Genomic DNA, 24872 nt, shown 5'->3' on the forward strand with positions numbered 1-24872 from the left:
TTTTTTGTGTCGTTGTCGCGCCGAAGCTAGACCTCGAGCTTCTTCTTGGTCTTTTTCTTGGTCTGCGAGTACTTCTTCACGTCGATGTTGTACTTCTTCACCTTGTAGTTGACGATCCGGTAGGACACGCGCAGGTCGCGGGCGGATTGCAGCATGTTGCCGCCGGTCTTCTTGAGCGAGTCGATGAGCAGCTCCTGCTCGAACTTGGCCACGGCCTCGCCGAAGGAGAGGTTGGTGCCCGTGGCCGAGCTCTCGGCCGACTGGAGGGTCGGCGGCAGGTGGTAGGTGCGGATGACCTGCTCCTCGCAGAGCAGGACCGCGCGCTCCATGCAGTTCTTCAGTTCGCGCACGTTTCCGGGCCAGTGGTACATGACCAGCAGCTCGATGGCCGGGGTGGAGATGCGTTTGACCTCCTTGCCGTACTCGTCGGTGAAATCGGCCAGGAAGTGTTCGGCCAGAGGCAGGATGTCCTCGCGGCGTTCTTTCAAAGGCGGGATGAAGATCGGGAAGACATTGATACGGTAGTACAGGTCCTCGCGGAACAGCCCCTTTTCCAGCAGCTCTTCCAGCGGCTGGTGGGTGGCGCAGATGAGGCGCACATCCACGGTGATGGTCTGTTCGCTGCCGACCCGCTGGATCTCCTTTTCCTGGATGGCGCGCAGGACCTTGGCCTGGGCGTCCAGGGAAAGCTCGCCGATCTCGTCCAGGAACAGGGTGCCCTGGTCCGCCACCTCGAACAGGCCGCGCTTGGTCTGGAAGGCGCCGGTGAACGCGCCCTTCTGGTGGCCGAACAGCTCGGATTCGATGAGTTCGGACGGCAGGGCCGCGCAGTTGAGCTTGATCAGCGGCTTGTCCGCGCGCGGGCTGGCCTGGTGGATGGCCTCGGCCAGGAGTTCCTTGCCGGTGCCGGACTCGCCGCGCAACAGCGCCGTGGCCCGGCTCGGGGCCACCTGGGTGGACTGGCGCAGGACCAGGCGCATGGCCTTGGAGGCCGCCACGAAGTCCTTGGGCGGGGCCGTTTCCGCTCCCCCGGCCATGAGGCCCTGGGAGAGCAGGTGGTTCTGGGTGGCCATTTCCTCCTGGAGCTGGGCCACGTGCCCGGCGATGATGCCCGCCACCACTTCGAGGAAGTCGCGGTGGGCCTTCATGTCGTCGGCCGGGATGAGCGGGACGTCCACGGACAGCGCGCCGATGACCTCGGCCTCGTCCGAACGCAGGTTGATGACCGGCACGCAGATGAAGCCGAGCTTGCGGAGTTCCTCCTCGCTGCGGCCGAAGGCCTTGTTCAGGAACTCGGGGTCGTCGGACATGCGCGGTACGCTGATGGACTGGCCCGAGTCGAAGACCCGGCCGATGATGCCCCGGCCCGGCGAATAGGTCACGTCGTCGGACTGGGCTGGGCTGTAGGTCAGCGAGAGCTTCAGGTTTTCGGTCTTGGGGTCCATGATGACCATGAACGCCCGGACGTATTCCATGTCCAGGGCCAGGGTTTTCAGGAGCGCGTTGAGCGATTCCTCAAGGGTCGTTTCCTTCCTCAAGGTCTCCTGAATGGTCTTCAGCGTGAGCAGGTAGCTGAGATCATCGGAGTGGTCCTGTGTGTTGGTTGCCATTCTACTTTCTCTGGGAGTTCAAGCTCTAGGAGTTCAGGGCCTTGACGCCGAGCTCCAGGGCTTTGAGGTTGACGGCCTGAATCTTGGCCGGGAGGTTCGCCTTGATGGCGGCTTCCAGGGCCTCGGGGCCGAAGGGCAGCTCGCCGGCGGCGCAGAGCGCGCCGAGCATGGCGATGTTGCCGGACTGCACGGCCCCGGCTTCGAGGCCGATGGACTGGTTGGCCATGAAGTAGACCTTGCTGGTGCAGGTGGCCACGGCCTTTTTGATGTCGTCGATGGTCGGGCATTCCTGTTTGCCCATGGCCACGGACAGGGGCGGCATGTACTCGGTGGACGAGACCACCAGGCCGCCCTGGCGCAGGTAAGGCAGGGCGCGCATGGTCTCCATGGGCTCGAACCCGAGGAGGATGTCGGCCTCGCCGATGCCGATCTTGGGCGACTTGCACCCGATTAGCACCGTGGACTCGACCACGCCGCCGCGCTGGGCCATGCCGTGTATCTCGCCCGAGGTCACGGTCAGCCCCTGGCTGAGGGCGGTCTTGGCCAGCAGGGTGGTGGCGGTCAGGGTTCCCTGGCCGCCGACACCGGTCATGAATATGCGGATTTTTTTGGTATCGGGCATGGTTAGCTGCCTCTCTTCTTGGCTTTGATGTGCCCGCAGACCTGCAGGCAGAGCATGCAGCCGTTGCACAGGATCGGGTTGACCGCGGCCTTGCCGCCTTCCTTGAACATGGCCGGGCAGGCCAGCTTGTCCAGGCAGTCGAACCGGCCGGTGCAGGACTCGGCCACGTAGGCCACCTGCGGGGCGACCTTCTTGTAGACCCGGCGGGTGTACAGCGGGCAGGGCTCCTTGGCGATGAGCACGCGCACGCCGCTCATGGTCCCGAGCTCTTCCATGGCGGCCATGGTCTTCTTCTGGTTGAACGGGTTGACCGTGCGCACCTCGGTGACGCCCAGGCCGCGCACGGCGGACTCGATGTCGAGCGGGTGGTCGTTGTCGCCGATGACCGTCTTGTCCACGCCGGGGTTGGGCTGGTGGCCGGTCATGGCCGTGGTCCGATTGTCCAGGATGACGATGAGCACGTCATGGGCGTTGAAGACCGCGTTGGCTACGCCGGTCAGGCCGGAGTGGAAGAAGGTGGAGTCGCCGATGAAGGCGACCACTTTCTGGCCGGAGGCCTTGGCCAGACCGCCGCCCGCCGAGATGGAGGAACCCATGCACAGCAGGAAGTCCGCGGTCTGGAGCGGGGGCAGCAGGCCCAGCGTGTAGCAGCCGATGTCCGAGGAGTAGACCGCGTCGTCGCCGAAGACCTTGCGGGCCGCGTAGTAGGTGCCGCGGTGCGGGCAGCCAGCGCACAGGTTCGGCGGACGGCCGGGCAGCTCGGGCAGGGAACATTCGCAGGTGGGCACCGGGGCCTCGCCCAGCCCTTCGCGGATGGCGTTTTCGACCATGGTCACGTCGAACTCGCCGTTGCGCGGCAGGACGTCCTTGCCCTTGATGTCGAGGGAAAGCCCGTGCTTCTGGGCCAGGACGCGCAGGTCGTTTTCCACGACCGGCTCCAGCTCCTCGACCACCAGGACCGTGTCCACGGACTGGAGGAAGGCCAGGCACTTGTTCTCGGGTAGGGGGTTGGAGAAGCCGAGTTCGAGGACCGTGACCTTGTCGGCCAGGCCCGCGTTATCCAAGGCGTCGGCCACGTAGGCGCGGGAGATGCCGGAGCAGACGATGCCGTATTTGCCGTTGCCGGTGACCGTGTTGTACGGGGAGTTCTCGGCCTCCTCGCGCAGGGCCTCCATGCGTTCCATGAGGCGGACGTGCATGGGCCGGGAAAAGGCCGGAATGGGTACGAAGTGCGGCGGGTTGCGCTTGAACCCCTCGGGCTTGCCGGGGTCGGGCGCCGGGCCGAACTCGACCGGGCCGCGCAGGTGGTTCACGCGGGTGGTGGTCCGCAGGAGCAGGGGCGCGCCGTGCTTCCTGGAGAGAAGCAGCCCGTCGCGGGCCATGTCCTTGGCCTCCTGGGCCGAGGCCGGTTCGAGGACCGGCATGCCGCCCAGGCGGGCGTAGATGCGGTTGTCCTGCTCGTTCTGGCTGGAGTGGCAGCCGGGGTCGTCGGCGGACAGGAGCATCAGCCCGCCGGGAGCGCCCACGTAGCACAGGGTCATCAGCGGGTCCGCTGCCACGTTCACGCCCACGTGCTTCATGGTGCACATGGACATGGCGCCGGCCAGGGTTGCGCCGCCGGCCACTTCCAGGGCGACCTTTTCGTTGACCGAGTATTCGAAGTAGTATTTGCCGTCGGGCGAAATGCGGTAGAACGTGTCCGGCACTTCGCTTGAAGGGGTGCCGGGATAACAGGTCACCACCTGGATGCCCGCTTCCACGGCGCCGCGCACGATGGCCTCGTTGCCGAGGAGCAGATGGGTGTCGCCGGGGGTGTCACCCAAGAGCGGATTTGCCATTTTGCCTCTCCTGCGGCCGATCGCTTCCGCGCCCGGCCTCTGTATCTTGATGATTCGGTTAGTTGTTTTCCAACTGGGAGATCTTGTACTCGATGTAGGGCTTGTCGCCGATGTCCTCGCCGTCCAGCTTCTTGTAGGCGGTCAGGGCTTCGGCCTTGTCGCCCGCGGCCTCGGCGGCCAGGGCGAGCTGGCGATACACCGGGACGGTGTAGGCGGCGGAGGCCAGACCGGCCAGCTCCTTCATCTCCTTGAGCGCGTCGGCGCCCTTGCCGGACATGGCCATGGCCTTGGCGCGGCCCAGGCGGGCAACGAATTGCATCTCGCCCTCGGTCATGCCGACCAGGCTTTCCCAGTAGCCTTCGGCCTTGGTATAGTCGCCCAGGTCCATGGCGGTCTGGGCGGCCTCCAGGGTCACGGCGGGACGGACGGAAGCGGTGACGTCCCCGAGCATGGCGTCGAGCTTGGTCAGGCGGTCGGCGCCGGTGGAGGAGACCATGATCTCGCCGAGTCGGGCCTGGGCGTTCGCCTCGGCCCGGGCGCTGTAGGCCCTGTAGCCCGCGTAGGCCACGGTGACGGCCAGGATGATGCAGACCACCGTGATCAGCTGCTTGCGGTAGGTGAACGCGGCTTCGAGGATCGGGTGCAGGGATTCGGGCGTGTGGGACTCGATGTCGGTCAGCACGTCGGGTTGAACGGGATTGGTTGCAGCCATGGGATTTTCATGCCTCCATGAGGGTGATTTTTGTGGTGAACGGGCCGGGAAGCGAGGCCCGGCAACGCAGAGGGCTTGATAAGCAAAATTGTAAAAAAGGTCAAAGGCTATTTTGGAAGGAAGACGGAAAATAGCCAAAAACAGGGCCTGTAATCAAGCCGTTGCCGGCGGAAATAACAAAAAATGTAAATCGATCGGCGGCCCTCAATCCAAAGTGTATTCGGTTGGCAAAGACGGGAATTGACTTTATCCCCCGGAGGAGGTTAGCAAAATGACTCGCCGGAGCAGAATTTCATTCGGTTCCGTCGGTCATCATTTCAAGGAGAACTTTCATGGATTTACGCGAACAGATGGTGGACATGGGCAGGCGCGCCAAGGCGGCGTCGCGCAGGCTTTCGGCGGCCTCGGGCAAGGCCAAGCAGGACGCCCTGCTGATCCTGGCCGACCTGCTGGAGACCGAGGCCCCGGCCATCCGCGAGGCCAACCGGCTCGACCTGGACGAGGCGGCCGAGAACGGCCTGGACAAGGCCCGCGTGCAGCGGCTGACCATCAGCGACAAGGTCCTCAAGTCCATGATCCAGGGCTGCCGCGAGGTGGCGGCCATGGCCGACCCCGTGGGCGAGATCGAGTCCATGGTCAAGCGCCCCAATGGTATGCTCGTGGGCCGCATGCGCGTGCCGCTCGGCGTGGTGGCCATGATCTACGAGTCCCGGCCCAACGCCACGGTGGACGCGGGCATCCTCTGCCTCAAGGCGGGCAACGCGGTCATCCTGCGCGGCGGCTCCGAGGCCTTCCACTCCAACAGGTGTTTGGCCGACCTGATGCACAAGGCCCTGGAAAAGGCGGGCCTGCCCAGCGACGCGGTCCAGGTGCCGCCGACCACGGACCGCGAGGCCGTGGCCGAGATGCTCAAGCTTGAAGAATACATCGACGTGGTCATCCCGCGCGGCGGCGAGGGGCTCATCCGGGCCGTGACCAGCCAGGCGACCATGCCGGTGCTCAAGCATTACAAGGGCGTGTGCCAGATTTTCGCCGATGCCTCCTGCGACATCGACAAGGCCGTGCCGATCATCGAGAACGCCAAGATGCAGTACCCCAGCGGCTGCAACGCCGCGGAGTGCCTGTTGGTCCATCGGGACGTGGCCGGGAGGCTGCTGCCCAGGGTGGCCGAGGCCATCGGCCCCAAGGGCGTCAAGTTCAAGGCCTGCCCCGAATCCCTGCCCCTGCTCGGCGCGTATGCCGAGCCCGCTGCGGACGAGGACTGGGGCTGCGAGTTCCTGGACCTGATCCTGGCGGTCAAGGTGGTCGCGGACCTGGACGAGGCCATGGACTACATCGCGGAGTACGGCTCCAACCACACCGAAGCCATCCTGTCCGAGGACTACGCCAACTGCATGCGCTTCGTGCGCGAGGTGGATGCCTCCCTGGTCGTGGCCAATTCCACCACGCGTTTCAACGACGGCGCGCAGCTCGGCCTGGGCGCGGAGATCGGCATCTCCACCTCCAAGCTCCACGCCTACGGCCCCATGGGCATCAAGGAGCTGACCAGCGCCAAGTTCGTCCTCCTGGGCGAAGGCCAGATCCGGGAGTAGCCGCTTCCCGGTTCCGATTACTTAATGAAATGAACGGGGCCGTCCGCAAGGGCGGCCCTTTTTGTTGGCCCGGCCCCCCGATTTCCTGTATGTCGATACCAGTGAACCGCCAGGGAGGTGTGCGCCATGGAAATCCTCTTGAAATTGTTGGATTGGCCTTTTTTGCTGTTCGTGGGCCTGGTCCTGTTCGTCCAGACCTTCCGGGAGGAGATGCGGAAGGTGATCGCCCGAGGGGGGCTGACCGTCACCTGGGGGGACGCCACCTTTTCCATCGACAAGCTGCCCGAACAGCTGGACGAGAACTTCGCTCCGCTTGATGACGACATCAGGACGCTGGAGGAACGTGTCGCCCGGCTGGAGTCCGGTTCGGGCGTACCGCTGGTGCGCGCCGTTCGGCTGGCCGCCCCCCTGCGCGTGGCCCCCATGGAAAGCCCCGGCGGCATCATGGGGGGGGGCTCCGGGGCGGCCGGGTTCATGCGGGCCAAGGCCGATGCGGACGGGGAGGTCCGCTTTGAAGGGCCGCATCTTGCGGAAGCCGTCCCCGAGACCCCGGCGGTGGATGACGAAGCCGCGCGCCAAACGATGCTGGCCGCCCTGGGCGAGGGCAAGTACCGCTGGCGCAGCCTGGACCGGCTGGCCACGGTGGCCGGGATATCGACGTCCAGGGCGGATTCGCTGTTGCGCGCCATGCCGGACGAGGTCGTCATGGGCGCGGGCAGGCAGGGGCGGCCGCTGGCCCGGCTCCGCTCCCGGTGATCTCTCCGCCCGCCGCTCCTTGATTTTTCCAGGGCCTGCCCGTATCTGAGGAGTGTAAGGAGATCGGCAATGAAGATAGGTATTTTGGGCGGCAGTTTCAATCCGGTGCACACCGGCCACGTACGCATGGCCGTGGAGGTCCTCGAACAGCTCGGCCTGGACCGGGTGGAGCTGGTCCCGGCGAGCGAGCCCCCGCACAAGCGGGTGGAAGACGTCCTGCCCTTTGACCTGCGCATGGCCCTGGTTCGCCGGGCCATCGCGGACATCCCCGGCCTGGGGGCCAACCCCCTGGAGGCCGAACGGCCCGGCCCTTCGTTCACCTGCGACACCCTGACCTGTTACCGTACGCAAGCGCCGGAAAACGAACTCCATTTCATCCTGGGCGCGTCCACCTTCCTGGAACTGCACAACTGGCATCACGGGCTGGAGATCCCGGCCCTGGCCTCGCTGGTGGTGGTCAACCGCTGGGAGGCGGCCGACAACGTGGCCGGGTTCGTGACCGAACACTGGCCCGAAGCGGCCTCCGAGGGGGCGGGCCTGTGGCGCCTGCCCGGCGGCAACGCCATCCGGCTGCTGGACACTCCCCGCCTGGACATCAAGGGCGGACAGATCCGGACCCGCTGGCTGGATCGCCGCAACCTGAGCCTGCTGGTCCCGGACGGGGTCCGCGACCTGCTTGAGGAGCGCGCGGACGAGATCGAACCCCATTGGGGCGAACGCCGGGGGGCCTGACCGTGCAACGGCTGCTCCTCCCCCTTGTCTGCGCGGCGCTTTTCGTTGCCGCGGCCTACGGCACCTACCGGCTCATGGCCCTGGTCAACGGGTCGTCCGGGCCGGTGGAGGTGACCATGCCCGAGGCGCCGCCCGGCCCCGAGCCGCCCGCCGCCGCACCGCAGGCCACGGCCCCCATGGAGGTCTTGCCCTTCCCGCCGAGGACCGGGGTGGGCGTGGACGTGGAGCTGGACCGCGAGCTGGCCGTGCGCGAGGGCGAGCTGTTGCTATCCGGCGCGGTGGAGGAACTCTATCCGGTCCTGCGGCCGATCCGGGCCATGGACCTGGCCATGCCCGAGGGCGTGCCCGTCGGGCGGCTGGACCCGGACGTGGGCTGGGGCGTATATTTCATGCTGCGGGACGGGACCCTGCTTGCCGAGGTTCCGAGGCCCATGGCCCCCGAGGGCAGGCGGCTCGGTCTGCGCGTGGACGGCCAGGGCCGGGTCGTGGGCGAGCGTCCGTGGTTCGACCTGGACGCCCGCAAGCGCCTGGACGGGGCGGCCTGGACCGGGGGCGAGCGCACGCTGTTCGCCACCGGCGGCGTCCTGCCGGTGCGCACACGGCGGTTCGAGGAGCGCTACCGGGGCGCGAAGTGCGACGAGCAGGGCCTGTGCGGCGGGACCATCGCGTTCAGCGAATACGAGAAGGGCAAGGACAAACCCGTGGGCGGTAGCGTGGTCATCCTCGGCGCCGAGGACACCATCCACGTTTACGGGCTGGTCATCGACCCGATCGAGTTCACTCCGGGCGGGTTGCGCTACGTGGTCAGGAAGGATCGTTGAACGCGGGCCGAACGGATCGGGCCAGGGAGGCCCGGACCGCGTCGAGGACCGTCTCGGGCGTGGTCTCGGTCATGCATTCGAAGCCGCGCGTACATTTCCCGGCCCCGTGCAGGGAGCAGGGGCGGCAGGGCAGGTCCCGTTCCAGGACCACGTCCTTCGGGCCCGCCGGATAGAACCCCCAGGCCTTGGCCGTGGGCCCGAACAGGGCGACCACCGGAGTGCCCACCCCGCAGGCCAGGTGCATGGGCCCGGAGTCGCCGGTGACCAGCAGGTCGGCCCGCGCGAGCAGGCCGCAGGTGGCCCGCAGGTCGGTCTGGTTGGTCAGGTCGCGCTCGTGGCCGCTGGTCAGCGGGGCCACGCTTCTGCCCACCACGAACCAATTGATGTCTTCGGCGTCCAGCAGGGCGGCCAGCCGGATCCAGTTCTCGGCGGGCCACTGCTTGGACGGGTGGGTGGCGTAGGGGTGCAGAGCCACGCGCGGCCCCTCGCAGGAGATGGGCGACAGCCGCCGTTCGGCCGCCCGCGTCTCGTCTTCGGTCAGGTAGACGCGCGGCAGCACGGCCTCGCGTTCGGGCGCGGCCCGGTCCAGGGCCAGGGCGTAGCGCTGGGGCACGTTCAGGGCTTCGAGCTTCGCGCGGAAGCGGTCCGAGCGGGTGCGCTCGAACAGGCGGCGGGCCAGGCCGAACTTGGGATAGCGGCGGACCGGCCCCTTCCAACGCAGGGCCAGGATGCGCGAGCGCAGGGTGCCGTGCAGGTCGATGAGCGTGCCGCCCGCGTATTGCCGGGCCAGCTCGCCGGTCCTGCGCAGCCAGCCCGCGTCGGTCAGGTCCGCCTTGGACAGGCCGATGGTCCCGGCCACGGCGGGGTGGTTGGCGAGCAGGGGCAGATTGGCCTCCCTGGTCGCGAAGACGAAGGGTTGGCCGGTCCGCTCGAACCAGTGGGACAGGACGCCGGTGGCCAGGGCCACGTCGCCCATATGCCCCAGGCGGAAGACCACGGCGGGATGTTCGGCTGCGCTCGGATTCATGCTCGTCCTGTTCGCCTCAATCGCCCTGGAAGTCAAGCCTGTTGCGTGTTGCGCAGGTTCGTGGCATCTGCTACATCCATCGGTAATGCATTGTGTCCGTTCCTCTCGTTTCCAGGAAGTGAAGAGAACCCATGGTTGAACTCATACTCGCCGTCGGCGTGGCCGTCTTTGTGTCCGCATTCTGCTCCGTGGCCGAAGCGGCCCTCTATTCCATGACCTGGGCCGACATCCAGAAGCTCAAGGACAGCGGCCGCAAGTCCGCGGTTTTGCTCCACAGGCTTCGCTCCAAGATCGACGAGCCCATCACCGCCATCCTGACGCTCAACACCTGCGCGCACACCGCCGGGGCGGCGGTGGCCGGCTGGGCCTGGGCCAAGCTTTACGGCGAAGACACGCTTTGGCTCTTTACAGTTTGCTTTACAGTAATTATTCTCATTTTCACGGAGATCATGCCCAAGACGCTGGGCGTGCTCTACTCGGACGTGATCGCGCCGCCCCTGGCCCGGCCGCTCAAGGGCATGGTCTGGGTGTTCAAGCCGATCATCGCCATCATGGGCGTGCTGTCCAAAGCGGTCAGCCACAGGGAGTCCAAGCCGGACCACACCGAGGACGACATCCGGGCCATCGTCAGCCTGACGCGCCGTTCCGGGGTGATCAAACAGTACGAGGAGACCTCCATCCGGAACATCCTCTCCCTGGACTCCAAGACGGCGGAGCAGATCATGACTCCGAGGACCGTGGTCTTTTCGCTGCCCGCGGACATGACCGTGGCCCAGGCCAGGGAGGAGCACCCCAACTGGCCGCACAGCCGCATCCCGGTGTACGAAGAGGATACCGAGGACATCGTGGGCGTGGTCTACCGGCGGTTGGTGCTTGAGGCCCTGGCCGACGACCGGGATGAACTCAAGCTGTCGGATATCATGCGTCCGGTGCGCTTCGTCCTGGAGTCCGTCACCCTGGACAAGCTCCTGGTGCAGTTCCTGGGCAGCCGCATGCACCTGGCCGTGGTCCTGGACGAGTACGGCGGGGTGGCCGGAGTGGTCACCCTGGAGGACGTGCTCGAAGAGATTTTGGGAAGCGAAATAGTTGACGAGACCGACCAGGTGGTGGATATGCGGGAACTCGCCCGCACGCAGCGGGACGAGCTGACCCGCGCCCGCAACGGCTCCACCGGCGGGGACAAGAACGAATAGCGCTCGGCGCAAGGAACCATATGGCCAAGAAGTCCAATAAAATCGTGTACGCCGTCGCCCTGGTGCTCTTTCTGGGCGGCCTTTCCTACCTCATCTTTTCCGGCCTGACCCAGGATTCGGTCTACTTCCTGAACGTGACCGAGGCCCTGGCCCAGGACAGGGCGGAGATCGGCAACGCCCGGCTGTTCGGCAAGGTCTCGCCCAGAGGGCTGGCCATCGCGGACGGCAAGCTCGGGGCCGACTTCAACCTGGTGGACAAGGTGCAGCACGACAAGACCCTGCGGGTGGAGTACAAGGGCGCGCTGCCCGACACATTCAAGCCGGACGTCGAGGTCATCGTGGAGGGCCGGTTCTCCACGGACGGGCAGGTCTTCATGGCCAAGACCCTGGTGACCAAGTGCCCCTCCAAGTACGAGGAGAAGAGCAAGCAGATGGACGCGCAGCAGGGGCAGGCCGGTTAGTGAAATCTTTTTCACATGATTGCACCCCGGTTTTTTCCTTTCTATCGCCGTTGGACCCGCCGGACACGAGCGCGGGCCGTGGGGGCGCCGACCCCTTCGCCCGCTCGCCGAATTTGTTGTAAGGAGCCTCTATGCATCTGACCGGATACGTCGGTTTACTCTTTTCCCTGCTCGCCTTCCTCTTCCTCGCCGGTTTCGCCGGCTTCGCCGCCTGGACCCGGAAGGAAGAGGCCCTGACCGTCCTGGAACGGGGCCAGCTCATCGCCGCCTGCGGCGTCATCCTCTCCACGCTCATCCTGCTGGTGGCCCTGACCACCAGGGACTACTCCTTTCGCTACGTCTACAACAACGTGGACAACGCTCTGTCCTTCGTCTACACCCTGACCGCCCTGTGGGGCGGCCGCGAAGGGTCGCTGTTGTGCTGGGAGCTGATCATCGCGCTGTCCGGCATGATCTTCGTGGCCACGCCCGGCTACAAGTCGCTGGGCTCGGACACCAAACTCGTCTTCTGGATGTTTTTCCTGACCGTGCAGGGCTTCTTTCTGCTCCTGCTCACGGGCTGGTCCAACCCGTTCATCGAGATCGTCCCCGCTCCGGGCGACGGGCGCGGCCTGAACCCGCTGCTGCGCAACCCCGGCATGATCTTTCATCCGCCGCTTCTGTTCGCGGGCTTCGCCCTGTACACCATCCCGGCCTGTGCGGCCCTGGCCTCGAGCATCGCCGGGGAGAAGAAGTCGTGGATCAAGGTGGTCCGCAACTGGAACATCCTGTCCTGGGTTTTTCTGACCGCGGGCATAGTCCTGGGCGCCTGGTGGTCCTACATGGAACTCGGCTGGGGCGGCTACTGGGCCTGGGACCCGGTGGAAAATGCTTCCCTGATCCCCTGGTTCGCGGGCACCGCCGTGCTGCACACGGCGATCATCGAATCCCGGCGCAACGCCCTGCAGCGGACCAACGTCTTCCTGATGTCCCTGACCTTCATCCTGTGCATCTTCTCGACCTATCTGACCCGGTCCGGCGTGATCGACTCCCTGCACACCTTCGGCGCGTCCGGCGTGGCTCAGCCCCTGTTCTGGTCCATGGCCGTGACCCTGGTCGTGACCCTGATGGTCGTCTTCCTGTCCGAGCGGCAGGTGCAGCGCTCCCTGTCCGATTTCCTGAGCCGCCAAGGGCTCCTGGTCATCACGGCCTGGTTCCTCCTGGCTCTGGGCCTGGTCGTCACCCTGGGGACCATGTGGCCGGTCATCAGCCGGTTGTGGACCGTCTCCCCCATGGGACTGGACGCCCACTTCTACAATCGGGTCTGCCTGCCGTTCATGGCCCTGCTGGTGCTCCTTTTCTGCTTCTGCCCCTGGCTGGGGTGGAAGGGCGGCGTCCGCAACATGAAGGGTTTCATCGCGGTCGGCGTGGTGCTGGTCGTCGCGTTCGCCGGGTTCTACCTGTCGGGCATGACCAACGTGCTGGCCGCCCTGACCGCCGCCGCCGCGGTGGCCGCACTGGTCAGCATCGGCCTGCTCTTCGCGCTGTACCCGGCTCTGCGCGCCATGCGCCAGTCCTGGGGGGCCTACGGCGTGCACCTCGGCCTGGTGCTTCTGGCCCTCGGCGTGGCCTTTTCCGGGCCGTACAAGACCGAGCGCGAGGTGGTCCTGGCCCAGGGCGAATCCGTGGCCATCGGCGAGTTCACCGTGACCTACGCGGGCCTGCAGGAGGACCGCAACGTGGGCGACATCGTGGCCCGGGCAACGGCCACCCTGGCGGTCTCCAAGGACGGCCGGGACGTGGGCGTGCTCAAGCCCGACAAGCGCATCTACAAGAACTTCCCCAACCAGCAGTTCGCCGAGGTGGGCACCATCCCGAGCTTCGGCGACGAGCTTTACGCCACGCTGCTCGGCCTGACCGAGGACAACAAGGCGAGCTTCAAGATCAGCGTCAACCCGCTGGTAAACTGGATCTGGATCGGCGGCACGATTATGTGCCTGCTCGCCTTCCTCCTGCTCAGGCGCATGCCCCGGCCCGGCGAGGTCAGGTAGATGGCGGACGGTCCGGGCAAAGCGCTGCTGACCGTGAAGCGGGCGGCCAAATTCTTCGGCAACAAGCTCGTCTTCAAGGAGATATCCTGCGAGGTCCGCCCCGGCGAGATCCTGTTGGTGGCCGGTCCCAACGGCGCGGGCAAGTCCACGCTCATGCGCATCATGGCGGGGTTGAGCAAGCCGTCCGCGGGTGAGGTCCGGCTTGAGCTCGAACCCGAGGAGACCGCCTACCTCGGTCATGCCACCTTCATCTATCCGGGGTTGACGGCCCTGGAGAACCTGCGCTTCTGGGCCTCCATGTACGGTCTGTCGCCGGACGCGGACGAGCTTATGGCCTTGCTCAAACGGGTGGGGCTGGAACGGGCGGCCGAGGAGAAGGCCGGGTCGTTCTCGCGCGGCATGGCCCAGCGGCTGAATCTGGCGCGCATCTACCAGGCGGAGCCCAGGCTCATTTTCCTCGATGAGCCCGGCACCGGCCTGGACCCCGCCTCGTTGAAGCGGCTGCGCGGCGAGATCACCGGGCTGCGCGACCGGGGCACGGCCATCGTCTGGATCAGCCACCACGTGACCGAGGACGCGGCTCTGGCCGACACGGTCCTGGCCTTGGGCGGACGCAGAGTGGAATATTTCGGCCCGGCCTCGGGCTTCACCCCGGAGGGCGCATGCTGAAGCGTACGCTGGTCATTGCGAAAAAGGACCTCAAGCTGTCCCTGTCCGGGGGCCAGGGGCTGGTCCAGGCGGTCCTGCTCGGCCTGCTGCTGATCTTCTTGTTTTCGCTGTCCAAGCCGCTGGGCGGGGCCATCTCGCCCCAGGCCGCGGGAGCCATCTTCTGGCTGGCCTCGGCCTTCGGCCTGGTTCTGGTCTTCAACGATCTGTTTTCCATAGAGGAAATGAACGGCGCGCGCATCGGCATCCTGTCCTCGCCCGCGCCCGTGCACGCGGTCTGGCTGGGCAAGGGGCTGGCCGGGTTCGGCCTGCTGTTCGTCTCGCAATTGGTCTTCCTGCCGGCCACGGCGGCCTTCCTGGGCCAGTCGGTCCACGGCCCGTGGTGGCTGCTCTGGGTCACGCTGTTCGGCGCGGACCTCGGGCTGGTCATCATCGGCGCGCTGCTCGGGGCGCTCTCCCAGGGCCAGGCGGCCCGCGAGTCGCTGCTCTCGGTCATCGTGTTCCCGCTGCTGCTGCCCGTGCTTCTGTCCGGCATCACCTTGTTCGGACTGTGTTTTTCACCCGAGCACACCATGGGGTACAACCAGTGGCTCGGCCTGATTTTCGCTTTTGACTGTCTGTTCGGCGGGGCCGGGTTGTTCCTGTTCCCGTTTGTCTATAGTGGGGAAGAGTAGTTATGAAAGTTTCCATCCTGGCCGTCCTGGCCGGCATCGCCCTGGTGGCGCACCAGGCCATGATCTGGTTTTACGCGCCCATCGCCCAGTCCGGGCCGGTGCAGAAGATCTTCTACATGCACCTGCCGTGCTCCTGGTGGGCACTGGTCTCCTTTTTCGTGGTCTTCGTGGCCTCCATCCTCTACCTGTTCACGCGCAACGACCGATTCGACCGGGTGGCGGCCGGGGCCGGGGAGTTGGGCGTGCTCTTCGCGACCATGACCCTGATCTCCGGGTCCACCTGGGCACGGGCCGAGTGGGGCCACTGGTGGCTGTGGGACCCGAAGCTGACCACCGCGCTGATCATGTGGTACGTCTACGCCGGATACCTGGTCCTGCGGAACACCCCCATGGGCCGCGACCGCAAGGCCCTGGTCTGCGCCGTGCTCGGCATCGTCGCCTTCCTGGACGTGCCGCTGGTCTTCTTTGCGGCCAAGCTCTGGGGCAGCGCCCATCCCGATGGCCTGGCCCGGCAGGGCTCGGGCATGGAGGTGCGCATGTGGCACACGGTCTTTGCCGGGCTCTTCGCCTTCGGGCTCCTTTGGGGGGCCATGCTCCTGACCCGCATCCGTCAGCTCGGCCAGAAGGCCCGGCTCGAGGCCATGCTCGTCTGGGACGAGGAATAACAACGTACGCAAAAACGCAGGGGATACACCATGTCCGCAACCGTCTATATCTTCATCGCCAACGTGGCCGTCTGGCTCGGCGTGGCCGGCTATCTCGCCTTCCTGGCCTCGCGTTCGGCCGGGCTCGAAAAGCGCATCCGCCAACTGGAACTGCTGGGGGACGAGCATGACGGATAACCGCGTCCCGTTTGGTCGCAAGGCCGTCATCCTGGCCGTGTTCCTGGCCCTGGCTGCCATGTTTGCGACCAGCTTCCTGTACCGCATGAACAATCCCAACCTGTTCGTGAAGTCCCAACCCTCTCGCAGTTTCGCCGACGCGGGCGGGGACGAAGGCGCGCCGGCCATGGGCGGGGCCGTGAGCGGGGCCATGTCCAGGGTCAAGGAGTACCTGGAGCGGGTGAAGAAGAACCCCGACGACGTGGAGGCCCTGGTGGGCCTGGGCAACTCGTTTCTGATGATGCGCGCCTGGGACCGCGCCCTGGAACCGCTGGAAAAGGCCCGCAAGCTCAGGCCGGACGACACCTCGGTCCTCAAGGCCGTGGGCATCGCCTACTTCAACAAGGAAGAATACACCAAGGCGAGCGAGGCCTACGAAGCCATCCTCAAGATCGATCCCGAGGATACCCTCGCGCTTTTCAATTTGGGCGTGATTTACAAGCATTATTTCAAAAAACCGGATATTGCCCAAACATACTTCGAAAAGGTCCTGGCTCTGGAAAAACAAGATGCGGAAATGCTCAAGCTGGCCCGCCAGGAATTGGGCAAATAGGATCGTCAATCATTCAAATGCGTTGTATCCTGTAACACAGCCCCGGATATGATTGACAAGAAACTGAAAATAACTACAATGTCACATTCCGTGGCTTTATCCGCTGGAGACGGTATTTCCAGCGGTCTATTGGTTTAGCACATTGAGTGGTAACGAACCCTTATACATTTCGAGGAGAGGTAGCATGAGAGTCAAACTGAGTCTGATAGCTCTGTGTCTCGTCATGGCGGCCATGCTGGCTGCCTGTGGCGGCGAAGCGAAGAAGGATGAGAAACACGACGAAAAGGCCGACGTGGAGACCGGAGAGGTCGCCGCTCCGGCCAAGAAGCTCGTCCTTGGTGTTGCCGGCGCCCATTCCGGCGACCTGGCCTCCTACGGCCTGCCCACCGTCAACGCCGCCAAGCTGGTGGCCGACAAGGTCAACGCCGCCGGCGGCGTGAACGGCGCCATGGTCGAGGTCATGCCGCAGGATGACCAGTGCAAGCCCGAACTGGCCACCAACGTCGCCACCAAGCTGCTCTCCGACGGCGTGAAGATCGTCCTGGGCCACATTTGCTCCGGCGCCACCAAGGCCGCGCTGCCCATCTACCTGTCCGGCAAGATCGTGGTCATGTCTCCGTCCGCCACCAACCCGCCGCTGACCCAGTCCGGCGAGTACCCGAACTTCTTCCGGACCATCGCTCCGGACGACGCCCAGGCCGCCCTGGAAGTCTCCTTTGCCAAGTCGCTCGGCCTGAAAAAGGTCGCCATCATCCACGACAAGGGTGACTACGGCAAGGGCTTCGCCTCTTTCTGCAAGCAGTTCATCGATGCCGACCCGGCCATCGAGCAGGTCCTGTTCGAGGGCGTGACCCCCGGCGCGGTGGACTACTCCGCCGTGGTCCAGAAGATCAAGGGCTCCGGAGCCGAAGGCGTCATCTTCGGCGGCTACCATCCGGAAGCCTCCAAGATCGTCACCGGCATGCGCAAGAAGGGCCTGGACATCCCGTTCATGTCGGATGACGGCGTGAAGGACGACACCTTCATCAAGGTCGCCGGCAAGTACGCCGAGGGCGTCTACGCCACCGGCCCCATGGACTTCTCCAGCAACCCGCTGTACCAGGAAGCCGTCGCCGCCCACAAGGCCAAGTTCGGCACCGATCCCGGCCCGTTCTTCCCCGAGGCCTACTCCGCGGCCCTGGCTTTGCTGAACGCGGTCAAGGTTGCCGGCGGCACCGATTACAACAAGATGATCGATGCCCTGCATACCTCCTACGTCGACACCCCGGTGGGCAAGATCAAGTTCGACGCCAAGGGTGACGCCGAGGGCGTCGGCTTCGCCGTCTACCAGGTGAAAGACGGCAAGTACGTGGAAGTCAAGTAGATATAGGCTTCCAAACGGATTAGACCAGGGGACGGGCCAAAGCCTGTCCCCTGGATTTATTTAATGAACAGGAATCACGACAATGGAATATTTCCTTGAGCTGTTCATGGGTGGACTCACCCGCGGCAGCATCTATGCTCTGATCGCCCTGGGCTACACCATGGTCTACGGCATCATCGAGCTGATCAACTTCGCCCACGGCGAGATCTACATGATCGGCGCCTTCACTGGGCTCATCGTGGCCGGGCTGCTGACCATGCTGGGCTTTCCGGTCTCCGCCATCCTGGTCATCGCCCTCGTGTGCGCGGTCATCTGGGCGGCGGCCTACGGGTTCACCATCGAGAAGATGGCCTACAAGCCGCTGCGCAGCGCCCCCCGGCTGTCCCCGCTCATTTCCGCCATCGGCATGTCGATCTTCCTGCAGAACTACGTGATGCTCGCCCAGACCTCGGACTTCCTGCCCTTTCCCGAGCTCATTCCGCATTTCGACTTCATGGACAAGGCGGGCTCTATCATGAGTTCGGCCGAGCTGGTCATCATCCTGGCCACCATCGCCTCCTGCGTGGGGCTGACGCTGTTCATCAAGTTCACCAAACTGGGCAAGGCCATGCGGGCCACGGCCCAGAACCGCAAGATGGCCATGCTGGTGGGCATCAACGTGGACATGGTCATCTCCGCGACTTTCATCATCGGCTCCAGCCTGGCGGCCGTGGGCGGCGTGCTCATCGCCTCACACATCGGCCAGATCAACTACTACATAGGTTTCATCGCGGGCATCAAGGCGTTCACCGCCGCGGTGCTCGGCGGCATCGGCTCCCTGCCCGGGGCCATGCTCGGCGGCCTGGTCCTCGGCCTGACCGAGGCCTTTGCCACCGGCTACGTCTCCTCGGACTACGAGGACGTTTTCGCCTTCCTGCTGCTCGTCCTCATCCTGATCTTCAGGCCGTCGGGCATCATGGGCAAGGAAAAGACCCAGAAGGTCTAACCGGGATCATCGCGGCCCTGACGGCCGCTCACCGCGCAAGGAATATACAGTGAGCATTGATAGCAAAACCACGAACCAGAGCTTCATCAGGTTCTTCCTGACCGCAGGGTGCGACGGCTACGCCCACGCGGTCCGGAAGTCGTTCCTGGTGGCCCTGTGGTTCGTCTTCCTGACTTTCCCGATCATGGTCATCCGGGTGAACACCATCGAGCACACGGTGGTCTGGCACTGGAGCAGGATCGGGTACGTGGCCCTGGCCATCTTCTTCGGGTCCTTCGTCTGGCGCTGGCTGCTGGCGCGCAAGGAGCTCAAGAAGGACGATTCGCAGGACGAGACCAAGGTCGAGTCCATGCTGACCCGCCTCCAGTCGCTCCCGGTCTTCAGGTACACCGCCCTCGGCCTGTTGGCCTTGCTCGCTGGTGTCTACCCCTGGGTCTTCGACCTCTACCAGACCAACATCATGATCTCCTGCCTGGTCTACATCGTGCTCGGGCTGGGCCTGAACATCGTGGTCGGCCTGGCCGGTCTGCTTGATCTCGGGTACGTGGCTTTCTACGCCGTGGGCGCATACGCCTACGCATTGTGCAACATGCACTGGGGCATCGGCTTCTGGTACATGCTGCCCGTGGGCGCGGTCCTCGGGGCCGTGCTCGGCATCCTCCTCGGCTTTCCGGTCCTCCGGCTTCGCGGCGATTATCTGGCCATCGTCACCCTGGGCTTCGGCGAGATCATCCGGCTGGTCCTCGAGAACTGGGGCGACGTGACCATGGGGCCCTCCGGCATTTCCTCCATCGCCCGGCCCAGCCTGTTCGGGGTCAACCTCGGCGTGGTCGGGTCCACCCAATACATGTTTTACATCATGGTCGGGCTGATGGTCTTCACCATCTTCTGCGTCAACCGGCTGCAGAACTCCCGCATCGGGCGCGCCTGGCTGGCCCTGCGCGAGGACGAGATCGCCTGCCAGGCCATGGGCATCGACAAGATGAAGACCAAGCTCATGGCCTTTGCCCTGGGCGCCACCTGGGCGGGCATGGCCGGCGTGGTCTTCGCGGCCAAGACGACCTTCATCAACCCGGCCTCGTTCACCTTCTGGGAATCGGCCATCATCCTGTCCATCGTGGTCATCGGCGGCATGGGCTCCATCCGGGGCGTCATCGCCGGGGCCGTCATCCTCATCCTGGTGCCCGAGTACCTGCGCGAGTTCGCCCAGTTCCGCATGCTCCTCTTCGGGGCCATCATGGTCCTGGTCATGGTCTTCCGGCCCCAGGGGCTGATCAGCGCCAAGCGCAAGATCTACGAGTACAAGGTCGCAGAGGCGGAGGCCGTCCATGAGTAATCCTGTCCTGAACGTCAACGCCGTGAGCAAGGACTTCGGGGGCATCCGCGCCCTGGACGAGGTCGACCTGGTGGTCAACGACAAGGAGATCGTCGCCCTCATCGGCCCCAACGGGGCGGGCAAGACGACCTTCTTCAACTGTATCACCGGCATCTACACCCCGACCTCGGGCGACGTCCTCATCGATCCCGAGGCCCAAGGCAAGACCCGGCGCATCAACGGCAAGAAGCCCAATATCGTGACCGAGCTGGGCATGGCCCGGACCTTCCAGAACATCCGCCTGTTCCCGTCCATGACCGCGCTCGAAAACGTCATGATCGGCACCCACTGCCGGACCAAGTCCTCCATATGGGGGGCCATCTCCCGCAACCGGGCCACCCGCCGCGAAGAGCGGACGGTCGTCCAGAAGGCCTACGACCTGCTGGACCTGGTCGGCCTGAAGGAGTTCGTCAACGAGCTGGCCACGAACATGCCCTACGGCAAGCAGCGCAGGCTCGAGATAGCCCGCGCCCTGGCCACGGACCCGTTCCTCCTGCTCCTGGACGAGCCCGCCGCGGGCATGAACCCGCAGGAGACCCGGGACCTGGAAGACCTGATCATCAGCATACGCGAAAAATTCAACATCTCGATCATGCTCATCGAGCACGACATGAAGATGGTCATGTCCATGTCCGACCGCATCTACGTCCTGGACTACGGGCGCATGATCGCGGACGGCACGCCCGAGGAGATCGCGGCGAATCCGGAGGTCATCAAGGCCTACCTCGGGGAGGAACACGATGACTAGGATGCTCGAACTGAAGAACGTCGACAGCTTTTACGGCAACATCCAGGCCCTGTACGACGTCAACCTGTATGTCGACCGGGGCGAGATCATCACCCTGATCGGGGCCAACGGGGCGGGCAAATCCACCACGCTGATGACCATCTGCGGCGTGGTCCAGGCCCGCAACGGCCAGGTCCTGTACCAGGACGACGACATCACCAGGCTCGCCCCCAACATCATCGTCAGCCAGGGCATCTGCCAGGTGCCCGAAGGCCGCCTGATCTTCCCCGAACTGACCGTCCAGGAGAACCTGGACATGGGCGCGTTCATGCGCACCAACAAGGCCGAGATCAAGCGGGACATGGACTATTGTTTCGACCTGTTCCCCATTCTGGCGAGGCGGCGCAGGCAGCAGGGCGGCACCCTGTCCGGCGGCGAGCAGCAGATGCTGGCCATCGGCCGGGCGCTGATGGCCCGGCCCGCGCTCCTGCTCCTGGACGAGCCGTCCATGGGGCTGGCCCCGCTGGTGGTCAAGCAGATCTTCGAGATCATCAAGAAGGTCAACAGCGAGAACAACACGACCATCTTCCTGGTGGAGCAGAACGCCAACCTGGCGCTCAAGATAGGCCACCGGGGGTACGTCATGGAGAACGGGAGGGTCGTCCTCTCGGACACCTGCGACAAGCTGCTCGCGGACGAGCAGGTAAAACGGGCCTACCTGGGTCTATAATGGAAACCACCGAGGCCGGGCGCTACGCTCGGCCTTGTCATATATGATCAGCAAAACGCTCTGGAGGAATGACATGAGCAAAATACTCGATAAAGCACTGACCTTTGACGATGTCCTGTTGTTGCCGGGCTATTCCAATGTCCTGCCCGACGCCGTTGACGTGTCCACCTATCTTACACCGGAGCTCAAGCTGAATATTCCGCTGCTCTCAGCGGCCATGGACACGGTTACCGAGTCCCGCATGGCCATTTCCATGGCCCGCCACGGCGGCGCGGGCGTGATCCACAAGAACATGTCCGTGCGCGAACAGGCGCGGGAGATCGACCGGGTCAAGAAGTCCGAATCCGGCATGATCTCCGACCCGATCACGGTCCACCCCGACGACGACCTGGGCAAGGTCAAGTCGATCATGAGCGAGTACCGCATTTCCGGCCTGCCCGTGGTCAAGGGCGACCACCTGGTGGGCATCATCACCAACCGCGACATCCGCTTCGTCCAGGACGACAAGTCCCTGGTCTCCGAACTGATGACCTCCCGCGACCTGATCACCGTGCCCGAGGGCATCGACAACGAGGAGGCCAAGCGCAAGCTGCACCAGCACCGCATCGAGAAGCTGCTCGTGGTCGACGAGGAGAACCGCCTGAAGGGGCTGATCACCATCAAGGACATCAACAAGCACAAGAAGTACCCCGACGCGGTCAAGGACTCGCGGGGACGCCTGCTGGTCGGCGCGGCCATCGGCATCGGCAAGGACTGCCTGTCCCGGTCCGAGGCCCTGCTGCACGCGGGCGCAGACTTCCTGGTCCTCGATTCGGCCCACGGCCACTCCGAGAACATCCTCAAGGCCACGCGCGAACTGCGCGCCGCCTTCCCCTCCCTCCAGCTCGTGGGCGGCAACGTGGCCACCTACGAGGGCGCCAAGGCGCTCATCGAGGCGGGCGTGGACACGGTCAAGGTCGGCATCGGCCCCGGCTCCATCTGCACCACCCGTGTGGTGGCGGGCGTGGGCGTGCCCCAGATCACGGCGGTCATGGAAGCCAGCCGCGCGGCGCGCGAGGCCGACAAGTGCATCATCGCGGACGGCGGCATCAAGTACTCCGGCGACGTGGTCAAGGCGCTGGCCGTGGGCGCGAACTCCTGCATGATGGGCTCGGTCCTGGCCGGCACCGAGGAGTCCCCGGGCGAGACCATCCTGTACCAGGGCCGGACCTACAAGCAGTACCGCGGCATGGGCTCCATCGACGCCATGAAGAAGGGCAGCTCGGACCGCTACTTCCAGGAGAAGTCCAAGAAACTGGTTCCCGAGGGCATCGTCGGCCGGGTGCCGTACCGCGGCAAGGTGGGCGAGTCCCTGTATCAGTTCATCGGCGGCCTGCGCTCGGGCATGGGCTACACCGGTTCGGCCAGCATCACCGAGTTGTTCGAGAAGTCGCACATGGTCCAGATATCCTCGGCCGGCCTGCGCGAATCCCACGTCCACGATGTGACCATCACCAAGGAATCGCCGAACTACCGGGGCGACGGCTAGCCGCCGGTGCCCGGCGCGGGAATGGTAATTCGCCTTTTCATTTCTCCCATTGTGAATTAGAGAGAAACGCATGCACGACAACAGAGTACTCATCCTTGATTTTGGCAGCCAGTTCACTCAGCTGATCGCACGCCGAGTGCGCGAAGCCGGGGTGTATTCCGAGATCCACCCCTGCAACGTCGACCCCGAACGGGTCAAGGCGTTCAAACCCTCGGCCCTGATCCTGTCCGGCGGTCCGTCCAGCGTCCTGGAAGGCGGCTGTCCCGCATTGAACATGGAATATCTCGACATGGGCATTCCCGTGCTGGGCATCTGCTACGGCATGCAACTGCTGGCCCACAATCTCGGCGGCCGGGTGGTGGCTTCCACCGACCGCGAATACGGGCGGGCCCAGTTCTACGCCCAGAACGACTCCATCCTGTTCGACGGGGTGAAGGACAAGGACGACCTGACTGTATGGATGTCCCACGGCGACCGGGTCGAGGCCCTGCCCGAGGGGTTCGTGTCCATGGGCCGGTCCGACTCCATCGAGTTCGCGGCCATGGGCAACGTCGAGAAAAAGATCTACGCCCTGCAGTTCCACCCCGAGGTGGCTCACACCACGGACGGCTCGCTGATCATCCAGAACTTCCTGTTCAAGGTGGCCGGGCTGGAGGCGACCTGGTCCATGTCCTCCTTCGTGGACACGACCATCGAGGCCCTGAAGGAGCAGGTCGGCGATGCCAAGGTCGTGCTCGGCCTGTCCGGCGGCATCGACTCCACCGTGGCCGCGGTCATGCTGCACAAGGCCATCGGCAAGAACCTGCACTGCATCTTCGTGGACAACGGGCTGCTGCGCATGGGCGAGCGCGAGGAGGTCATCGGCTTTTTGGCCGAGCACTTCGACCTCAACGTCAAGATGGTCGACGCGTCCGCCGAGTTCCTGGCCGACCTCAAGGGGGTCGAGGACCCGGAGAAGAAACGCAAGCTCATCGGCTACAAGTTCATCGAGATCTTCGACCGCGAGGCCAAGGCCATCGAGGGCGTGGAGTTTTTGGGGCAGGGCACCCTGTACCCGGACGTCATCGAGTCCGAATCCTTCAAGGGCCCCTCGGCCGTGATCAAATCCCACCACAACGTGGGCGGCCTGCCCGAGAAGATGAACCTCAAGCTGGTGGAACCCTTGCGCGAGCTGTTCAAGGACGAGGTGCGCCGCGCCGCTTATGAACTCGGCCTGCCCGAGCACATCATCTGGCGCCAGCCGTTCCCCGGTCCGGGCCTGTCCATCCGCGTCATCGGCGAAGTCACCGAGGAGCGGCTCCAGATCCTCCGCCTGGCCGACAAGATCGTCCAGAACGAGATGATCGCCGCGGACTGGTACCGCAAGGTCTGGCAGGGTTTCGCGGTGCTCCTGCCGCTCAAGACCGTTGGCGTCATGGGCGACGACCGGACCTACGAGAACGTCATCGCCCTGCGCATCGTCGATTCCCTGGACGCCATGACCGCGGACTGGTCCCGGCTCCCGTCGGAGCTGCTGGCCCGCATGTCCAACCGGATCATCCGGGAGGTCAAGGGCGTCAACCGGGTGGTTCTGGACATCTCCTCCAAGCCGCCGAGCACCATTGAGTGGGAATAGCCCTCGAAGATTAAACCGATTACCCAGGTGAGCATATGTTTGGAATAGGCGGACCCGAATTACTGATTATCTGCGTGGTGGCGCTCATCGTCATCGGCCCCCAGAAGCTGCCCGAGCTGCTCCGCTCTCTGGGCAAGGGCGTGGCCGAGTTCAAGCGCGTCGGCAACGAGGTCAAGTCCACCCTGGACGATGAGGTTACCAAGGCCGAGGCCGCTGCCCGCAAGAAGGAAGTGGACGCCGAGCTGGCCCGCCGCAAGGCCGAGAAGGCCAAGCAGGAGGCTGCCGCCGAGTCCCCGGCCCCCGAGGCGGAGTCCCCGGCCCCCGAAGCCCAGGCCGAAACGGCCGACAGCGTCGAGCCCGAAGAGAAAAAGGCCTAGGTCC

General features: G+C 64.9%; 25 protein-coding genes. 20 read left to right on the top strand and 5 right to left on the bottom strand.

Annotated elements, in window-relative coordinates:
* Positions 1-26 precede the first annotated feature (26 nt).
* Genes V8V93_RS08465 through V8V93_RS08480 form a run of 4 tightly spaced genes read right to left on the bottom strand, consistent with a single transcriptional unit; the run spans position 27 to position 4782 of the window.
* On the bottom strand, positions 27-1610 hold the full coding sequence (locus V8V93_RS08465) for a sigma-54-dependent Fis family transcriptional regulator (protein ID WP_338669922.1): 1584 nt from the start codon (positions 1608-1610) through the stop codon (positions 27-29).
* A gap of 25 nt (positions 1611-1635) precedes the next feature.
* On the bottom strand, positions 1636-2232 hold the full coding sequence (locus V8V93_RS08470; protein ID WP_338669923.1) for an indolepyruvate oxidoreductase subunit beta: 597 nt from the start codon (positions 2230-2232) through the stop codon (positions 1636-1638).
* A gap of 2 nt (positions 2233-2234) precedes the next feature.
* Positions 2235-4070, bottom strand: coding sequence for an indolepyruvate ferredoxin oxidoreductase subunit alpha (gene iorA, locus V8V93_RS08475; RefSeq protein WP_338669924.1), 1836 nt, complete (start codon positions 4068-4070; stop codon positions 2235-2237).
* 58 nt (positions 4071-4128) lie between these two features.
* Positions 4129-4782 carry a tetratricopeptide repeat protein gene (locus V8V93_RS08480; RefSeq protein ID WP_338669925.1) on the bottom strand — a complete coding sequence of 218 codons (654 nt, stop codon included), beginning with the start codon at positions 4780-4782 and terminating at the stop codon, positions 4129-4131.
* Positions 4783-5114: 332 nt separating this feature from the next.
* Between V8V93_RS08480 and V8V93_RS08485 the strand changes: the two genes are divergently transcribed.
* The 4 genes from V8V93_RS08485 to V8V93_RS08500 all read left to right on the top strand — a co-directional run bounded on the left by V8V93_RS08485 (position 5115) and on the right by V8V93_RS08500 (position 8683).
* Positions 5115-6374: a glutamate-5-semialdehyde dehydrogenase gene (locus tag V8V93_RS08485; RefSeq protein WP_338669926.1), complete on the top strand. Its 1260-nt coding sequence runs from the start codon at positions 5115-5117 to the stop codon at positions 6372-6374.
* Between the two features lie 126 nt (positions 6375-6500).
* Positions 6501-7130 carry a hypothetical protein gene (locus V8V93_RS08490; protein WP_338669927.1) on the top strand — a complete coding sequence of 210 codons (630 nt, stop codon included), beginning with the start codon at positions 6501-6503 and terminating at the stop codon, positions 7128-7130.
* A gap of 69 nt (positions 7131-7199) precedes the next feature.
* The gene (gene nadD, locus V8V93_RS08495; protein ID WP_338669928.1) at positions 7200-7862 is read left to right on the top strand and encodes a nicotinate (nicotinamide) nucleotide adenylyltransferase; all 663 of its coding nucleotides are present in this window, start codon (positions 7200-7202) and stop codon (positions 7860-7862) included.
* A gap of 2 nt (positions 7863-7864) precedes the next feature.
* Complete coding sequence (locus V8V93_RS08500; RefSeq protein ID WP_338669929.1) at positions 7865-8683, top strand: hypothetical protein; 819 nt, start codon at positions 7865-7867, stop codon at positions 8681-8683.
* Here V8V93_RS08500 and V8V93_RS08505 read toward each other — a convergent pair.
* The gene (locus tag V8V93_RS08505) at positions 8667-9710 is read right to left on the bottom strand and encodes a glycosyltransferase family 9 protein (RefSeq protein ID WP_338669930.1); all 1044 of its coding nucleotides are present in this window, start codon (positions 9708-9710) and stop codon (positions 8667-8669) included. The two genes, V8V93_RS08500 and V8V93_RS08505, sit on opposite strands and share 17 nt — an antisense overlap.
* A 131-nt stretch (positions 9711-9841) precedes the next feature.
* Between V8V93_RS08505 and V8V93_RS08510 the strand changes: the two genes are divergently transcribed.
* The 16 genes from V8V93_RS08510 to tatB all read left to right on the top strand — a co-directional run bounded on the left by V8V93_RS08510 (position 9842) and on the right by tatB (position 24868).
* Positions 9842-10903, top strand: a complete 1062-nt coding sequence (locus tag V8V93_RS08510) for a hemolysin family protein (RefSeq protein WP_338669931.1) — start codon at positions 9842-9844, stop codon at positions 10901-10903.
* A gap of 20 nt (positions 10904-10923) precedes the next feature.
* Entirely contained in the window at positions 10924-11364 is a 441-nt protein-coding gene (locus V8V93_RS08515; protein ID WP_338669932.1) for a cytochrome c maturation protein CcmE, read from the top strand.
* 131 nt (positions 11365-11495) lie between these two features.
* Positions 11496-13394, top strand: a complete 1899-nt coding sequence (locus V8V93_RS08520; RefSeq protein ID WP_338669933.1) for a heme lyase CcmF/NrfE family subunit — start codon at positions 11496-11498, stop codon at positions 13392-13394.
* Complete coding sequence (gene ccmA / locus V8V93_RS08525) at positions 13395-14063, top strand: heme ABC exporter ATP-binding protein CcmA (protein ID WP_338669934.1); 669 nt, start codon at positions 13395-13397, stop codon at positions 14061-14063.
* Positions 14057-14734: a heme exporter protein CcmB gene (locus tag V8V93_RS08530; protein ID WP_338669935.1), complete on the top strand. Its 678-nt coding sequence runs from the start codon at positions 14057-14059 to the stop codon at positions 14732-14734. The genes ccmA and V8V93_RS08530 overlap by 7 nt, the downstream gene beginning before the upstream one ends.
* A gap of 2 nt (positions 14735-14736) precedes the next feature.
* Positions 14737-15399 carry a cytochrome c biogenesis protein gene (locus V8V93_RS08535; RefSeq protein ID WP_338669936.1) on the top strand — a complete coding sequence of 221 codons (663 nt, stop codon included), beginning with the start codon at positions 14737-14739 and terminating at the stop codon, positions 15397-15399.
* Positions 15400-15429: 30 nt separating this feature from the next.
* The gene (locus V8V93_RS08540; protein WP_338669937.1) at positions 15430-15576 is read left to right on the top strand and encodes a CcmD family protein; all 147 of its coding nucleotides are present in this window, start codon (positions 15430-15432) and stop codon (positions 15574-15576) included.
* Complete coding sequence (locus V8V93_RS08545) at positions 15566-16168, top strand: tetratricopeptide repeat protein (protein WP_338669938.1); 603 nt, start codon at positions 15566-15568, stop codon at positions 16166-16168. The genes V8V93_RS08540 and V8V93_RS08545 overlap by 11 nt, the downstream gene beginning before the upstream one ends.
* A gap of 184 nt (positions 16169-16352) precedes the next feature.
* A complete protein-coding gene (locus V8V93_RS08550) occupies positions 16353-17531 on the top strand; it encodes a branched-chain amino acid ABC transporter substrate-binding protein (protein WP_338669939.1) in 1179 nt (392 codons plus the stop codon).
* An 82-nt stretch (positions 17532-17613) separates the two neighbouring features.
* A complete protein-coding gene (locus V8V93_RS08555; RefSeq protein WP_338669940.1) occupies positions 17614-18516 on the top strand; it encodes a branched-chain amino acid ABC transporter permease in 903 nt (300 codons plus the stop codon).
* A 97-nt stretch (positions 18517-18613) separates the two neighbouring features.
* Positions 18614-19852: an ABC transporter permease subunit gene (locus V8V93_RS08560; protein ID WP_422394414.1), complete on the top strand. Its 1239-nt coding sequence runs from the start codon at positions 18614-18616 to the stop codon at positions 19850-19852.
* The gene (locus V8V93_RS08565; RefSeq protein ID WP_338669941.1) at positions 19845-20639 is read left to right on the top strand and encodes an ABC transporter ATP-binding protein; all 795 of its coding nucleotides are present in this window, start codon (positions 19845-19847) and stop codon (positions 20637-20639) included. The genes V8V93_RS08560 and V8V93_RS08565 overlap by 8 nt, the downstream gene beginning before the upstream one ends.
* Before the next feature lies 1 nt (position 20640).
* The gene (locus tag V8V93_RS08570) at positions 20641-21348 is read left to right on the top strand and encodes an ABC transporter ATP-binding protein (protein WP_338670176.1); all 708 of its coding nucleotides are present in this window, start codon (positions 20641-20643) and stop codon (positions 21346-21348) included.
* Positions 21349-21421: 73 nt separating this feature from the next.
* Positions 21422-22876, top strand: coding sequence for an IMP dehydrogenase (gene guaB, locus V8V93_RS08575; protein WP_338669942.1), 1455 nt, complete (start codon positions 21422-21424; stop codon positions 22874-22876).
* A gap of 70 nt (positions 22877-22946) precedes the next feature.
* Positions 22947-24491, top strand: coding sequence for a glutamine-hydrolyzing GMP synthase (guaA, locus tag V8V93_RS08580; protein WP_338669943.1), 1545 nt, complete (start codon positions 22947-22949; stop codon positions 24489-24491).
* 35 nt (positions 24492-24526) lie between these two features.
* A complete protein-coding gene (tatB, locus tag V8V93_RS08585) occupies positions 24527-24868 on the top strand; it encodes a Sec-independent protein translocase protein TatB (protein ID WP_338669944.1) in 342 nt (113 codons plus the stop codon).
* The last annotated feature ends 4 nt before the right edge of the window (positions 24869-24872 follow it).

Source organism: Pseudodesulfovibrio sp. 5S69, from assembly GCF_037094465.1.
Classification (GTDB): domain Bacteria; phylum Desulfobacterota; class Desulfovibrionia; order Desulfovibrionales; family Desulfovibrionaceae; genus Pseudodesulfovibrio; species Pseudodesulfovibrio methanolicus.

Coding starts and splice junctions, on each gene's coding strand:
- V8V93_RS08465 (WP_338669922.1), bottom strand. CDS start 1,610: ATGGCAACCAACACACAGGACCACTCCGATGATCTCAGCTACCTGCTC.
- V8V93_RS08470 (WP_338669923.1), bottom strand. CDS start 2,232: ATGCCCGATACCAAAAAAATCCGCATATTCATGACCGGTGTCGGCGGC.
- iorA (WP_338669924.1), bottom strand. CDS start 4,070: ATGGCAAATCCGCTCTTGGGTGACACCCCCGGCGACACCCATCTGCTC.
- V8V93_RS08480 (WP_338669925.1), bottom strand. CDS start 4,782: ATGGCTGCAACCAATCCCGTTCAACCCGACGTGCTGACCGACATCGAG.
- V8V93_RS08485 (WP_338669926.1), top strand. CDS start 5,115: ATGGATTTACGCGAACAGATGGTGGACATGGGCAGGCGCGCCAAGGCG.
- V8V93_RS08490 (WP_338669927.1), top strand. CDS start 6,501: ATGGAAATCCTCTTGAAATTGTTGGATTGGCCTTTTTTGCTGTTCGTG.
- nadD (WP_338669928.1), top strand. CDS start 7,200: ATGAAGATAGGTATTTTGGGCGGCAGTTTCAATCCGGTGCACACCGGC.
- V8V93_RS08505 (WP_338669930.1), bottom strand. CDS start 9,710: ATGAATCCGAGCGCAGCCGAACATCCCGCCGTGGTCTTCCGCCTGGGG.
- V8V93_RS08510 (WP_338669931.1), top strand. CDS start 9,842: ATGGTTGAACTCATACTCGCCGTCGGCGTGGCCGTCTTTGTGTCCGCA.
- V8V93_RS08515 (WP_338669932.1), top strand. CDS start 10,924: ATGGCCAAGAAGTCCAATAAAATCGTGTACGCCGTCGCCCTGGTGCTC.
- V8V93_RS08520 (WP_338669933.1), top strand. CDS start 11,496: ATGCATCTGACCGGATACGTCGGTTTACTCTTTTCCCTGCTCGCCTTC.
- ccmA (WP_338669934.1), top strand. CDS start 13,395: ATGGCGGACGGTCCGGGCAAAGCGCTGCTGACCGTGAAGCGGGCGGCC.
- V8V93_RS08530 (WP_338669935.1), top strand. CDS start 14,057: ATGCTGAAGCGTACGCTGGTCATTGCGAAAAAGGACCTCAAGCTGTCC.
- V8V93_RS08535 (WP_338669936.1), top strand. CDS start 14,737: ATGAAAGTTTCCATCCTGGCCGTCCTGGCCGGCATCGCCCTGGTGGCG.
- V8V93_RS08540 (WP_338669937.1), top strand. CDS start 15,430: ATGTCCGCAACCGTCTATATCTTCATCGCCAACGTGGCCGTCTGGCTC.
- V8V93_RS08545 (WP_338669938.1), top strand. CDS start 15,566: ATGACGGATAACCGCGTCCCGTTTGGTCGCAAGGCCGTCATCCTGGCC.
- V8V93_RS08550 (WP_338669939.1), top strand. CDS start 16,353: ATGAGAGTCAAACTGAGTCTGATAGCTCTGTGTCTCGTCATGGCGGCC.
- V8V93_RS08555 (WP_338669940.1), top strand. CDS start 17,614: ATGGAATATTTCCTTGAGCTGTTCATGGGTGGACTCACCCGCGGCAGC.
- V8V93_RS08565 (WP_338669941.1), top strand. CDS start 19,845: ATGAGTAATCCTGTCCTGAACGTCAACGCCGTGAGCAAGGACTTCGGG.
- V8V93_RS08570 (WP_338670176.1), top strand. CDS start 20,641: ATGCTCGAACTGAAGAACGTCGACAGCTTTTACGGCAACATCCAGGCC.
- guaB (WP_338669942.1), top strand. CDS start 21,422: ATGAGCAAAATACTCGATAAAGCACTGACCTTTGACGATGTCCTGTTG.
- guaA (WP_338669943.1), top strand. CDS start 22,947: ATGCACGACAACAGAGTACTCATCCTTGATTTTGGCAGCCAGTTCACT.
- tatB (WP_338669944.1), top strand. CDS start 24,527: ATGTTTGGAATAGGCGGACCCGAATTACTGATTATCTGCGTGGTGGCG.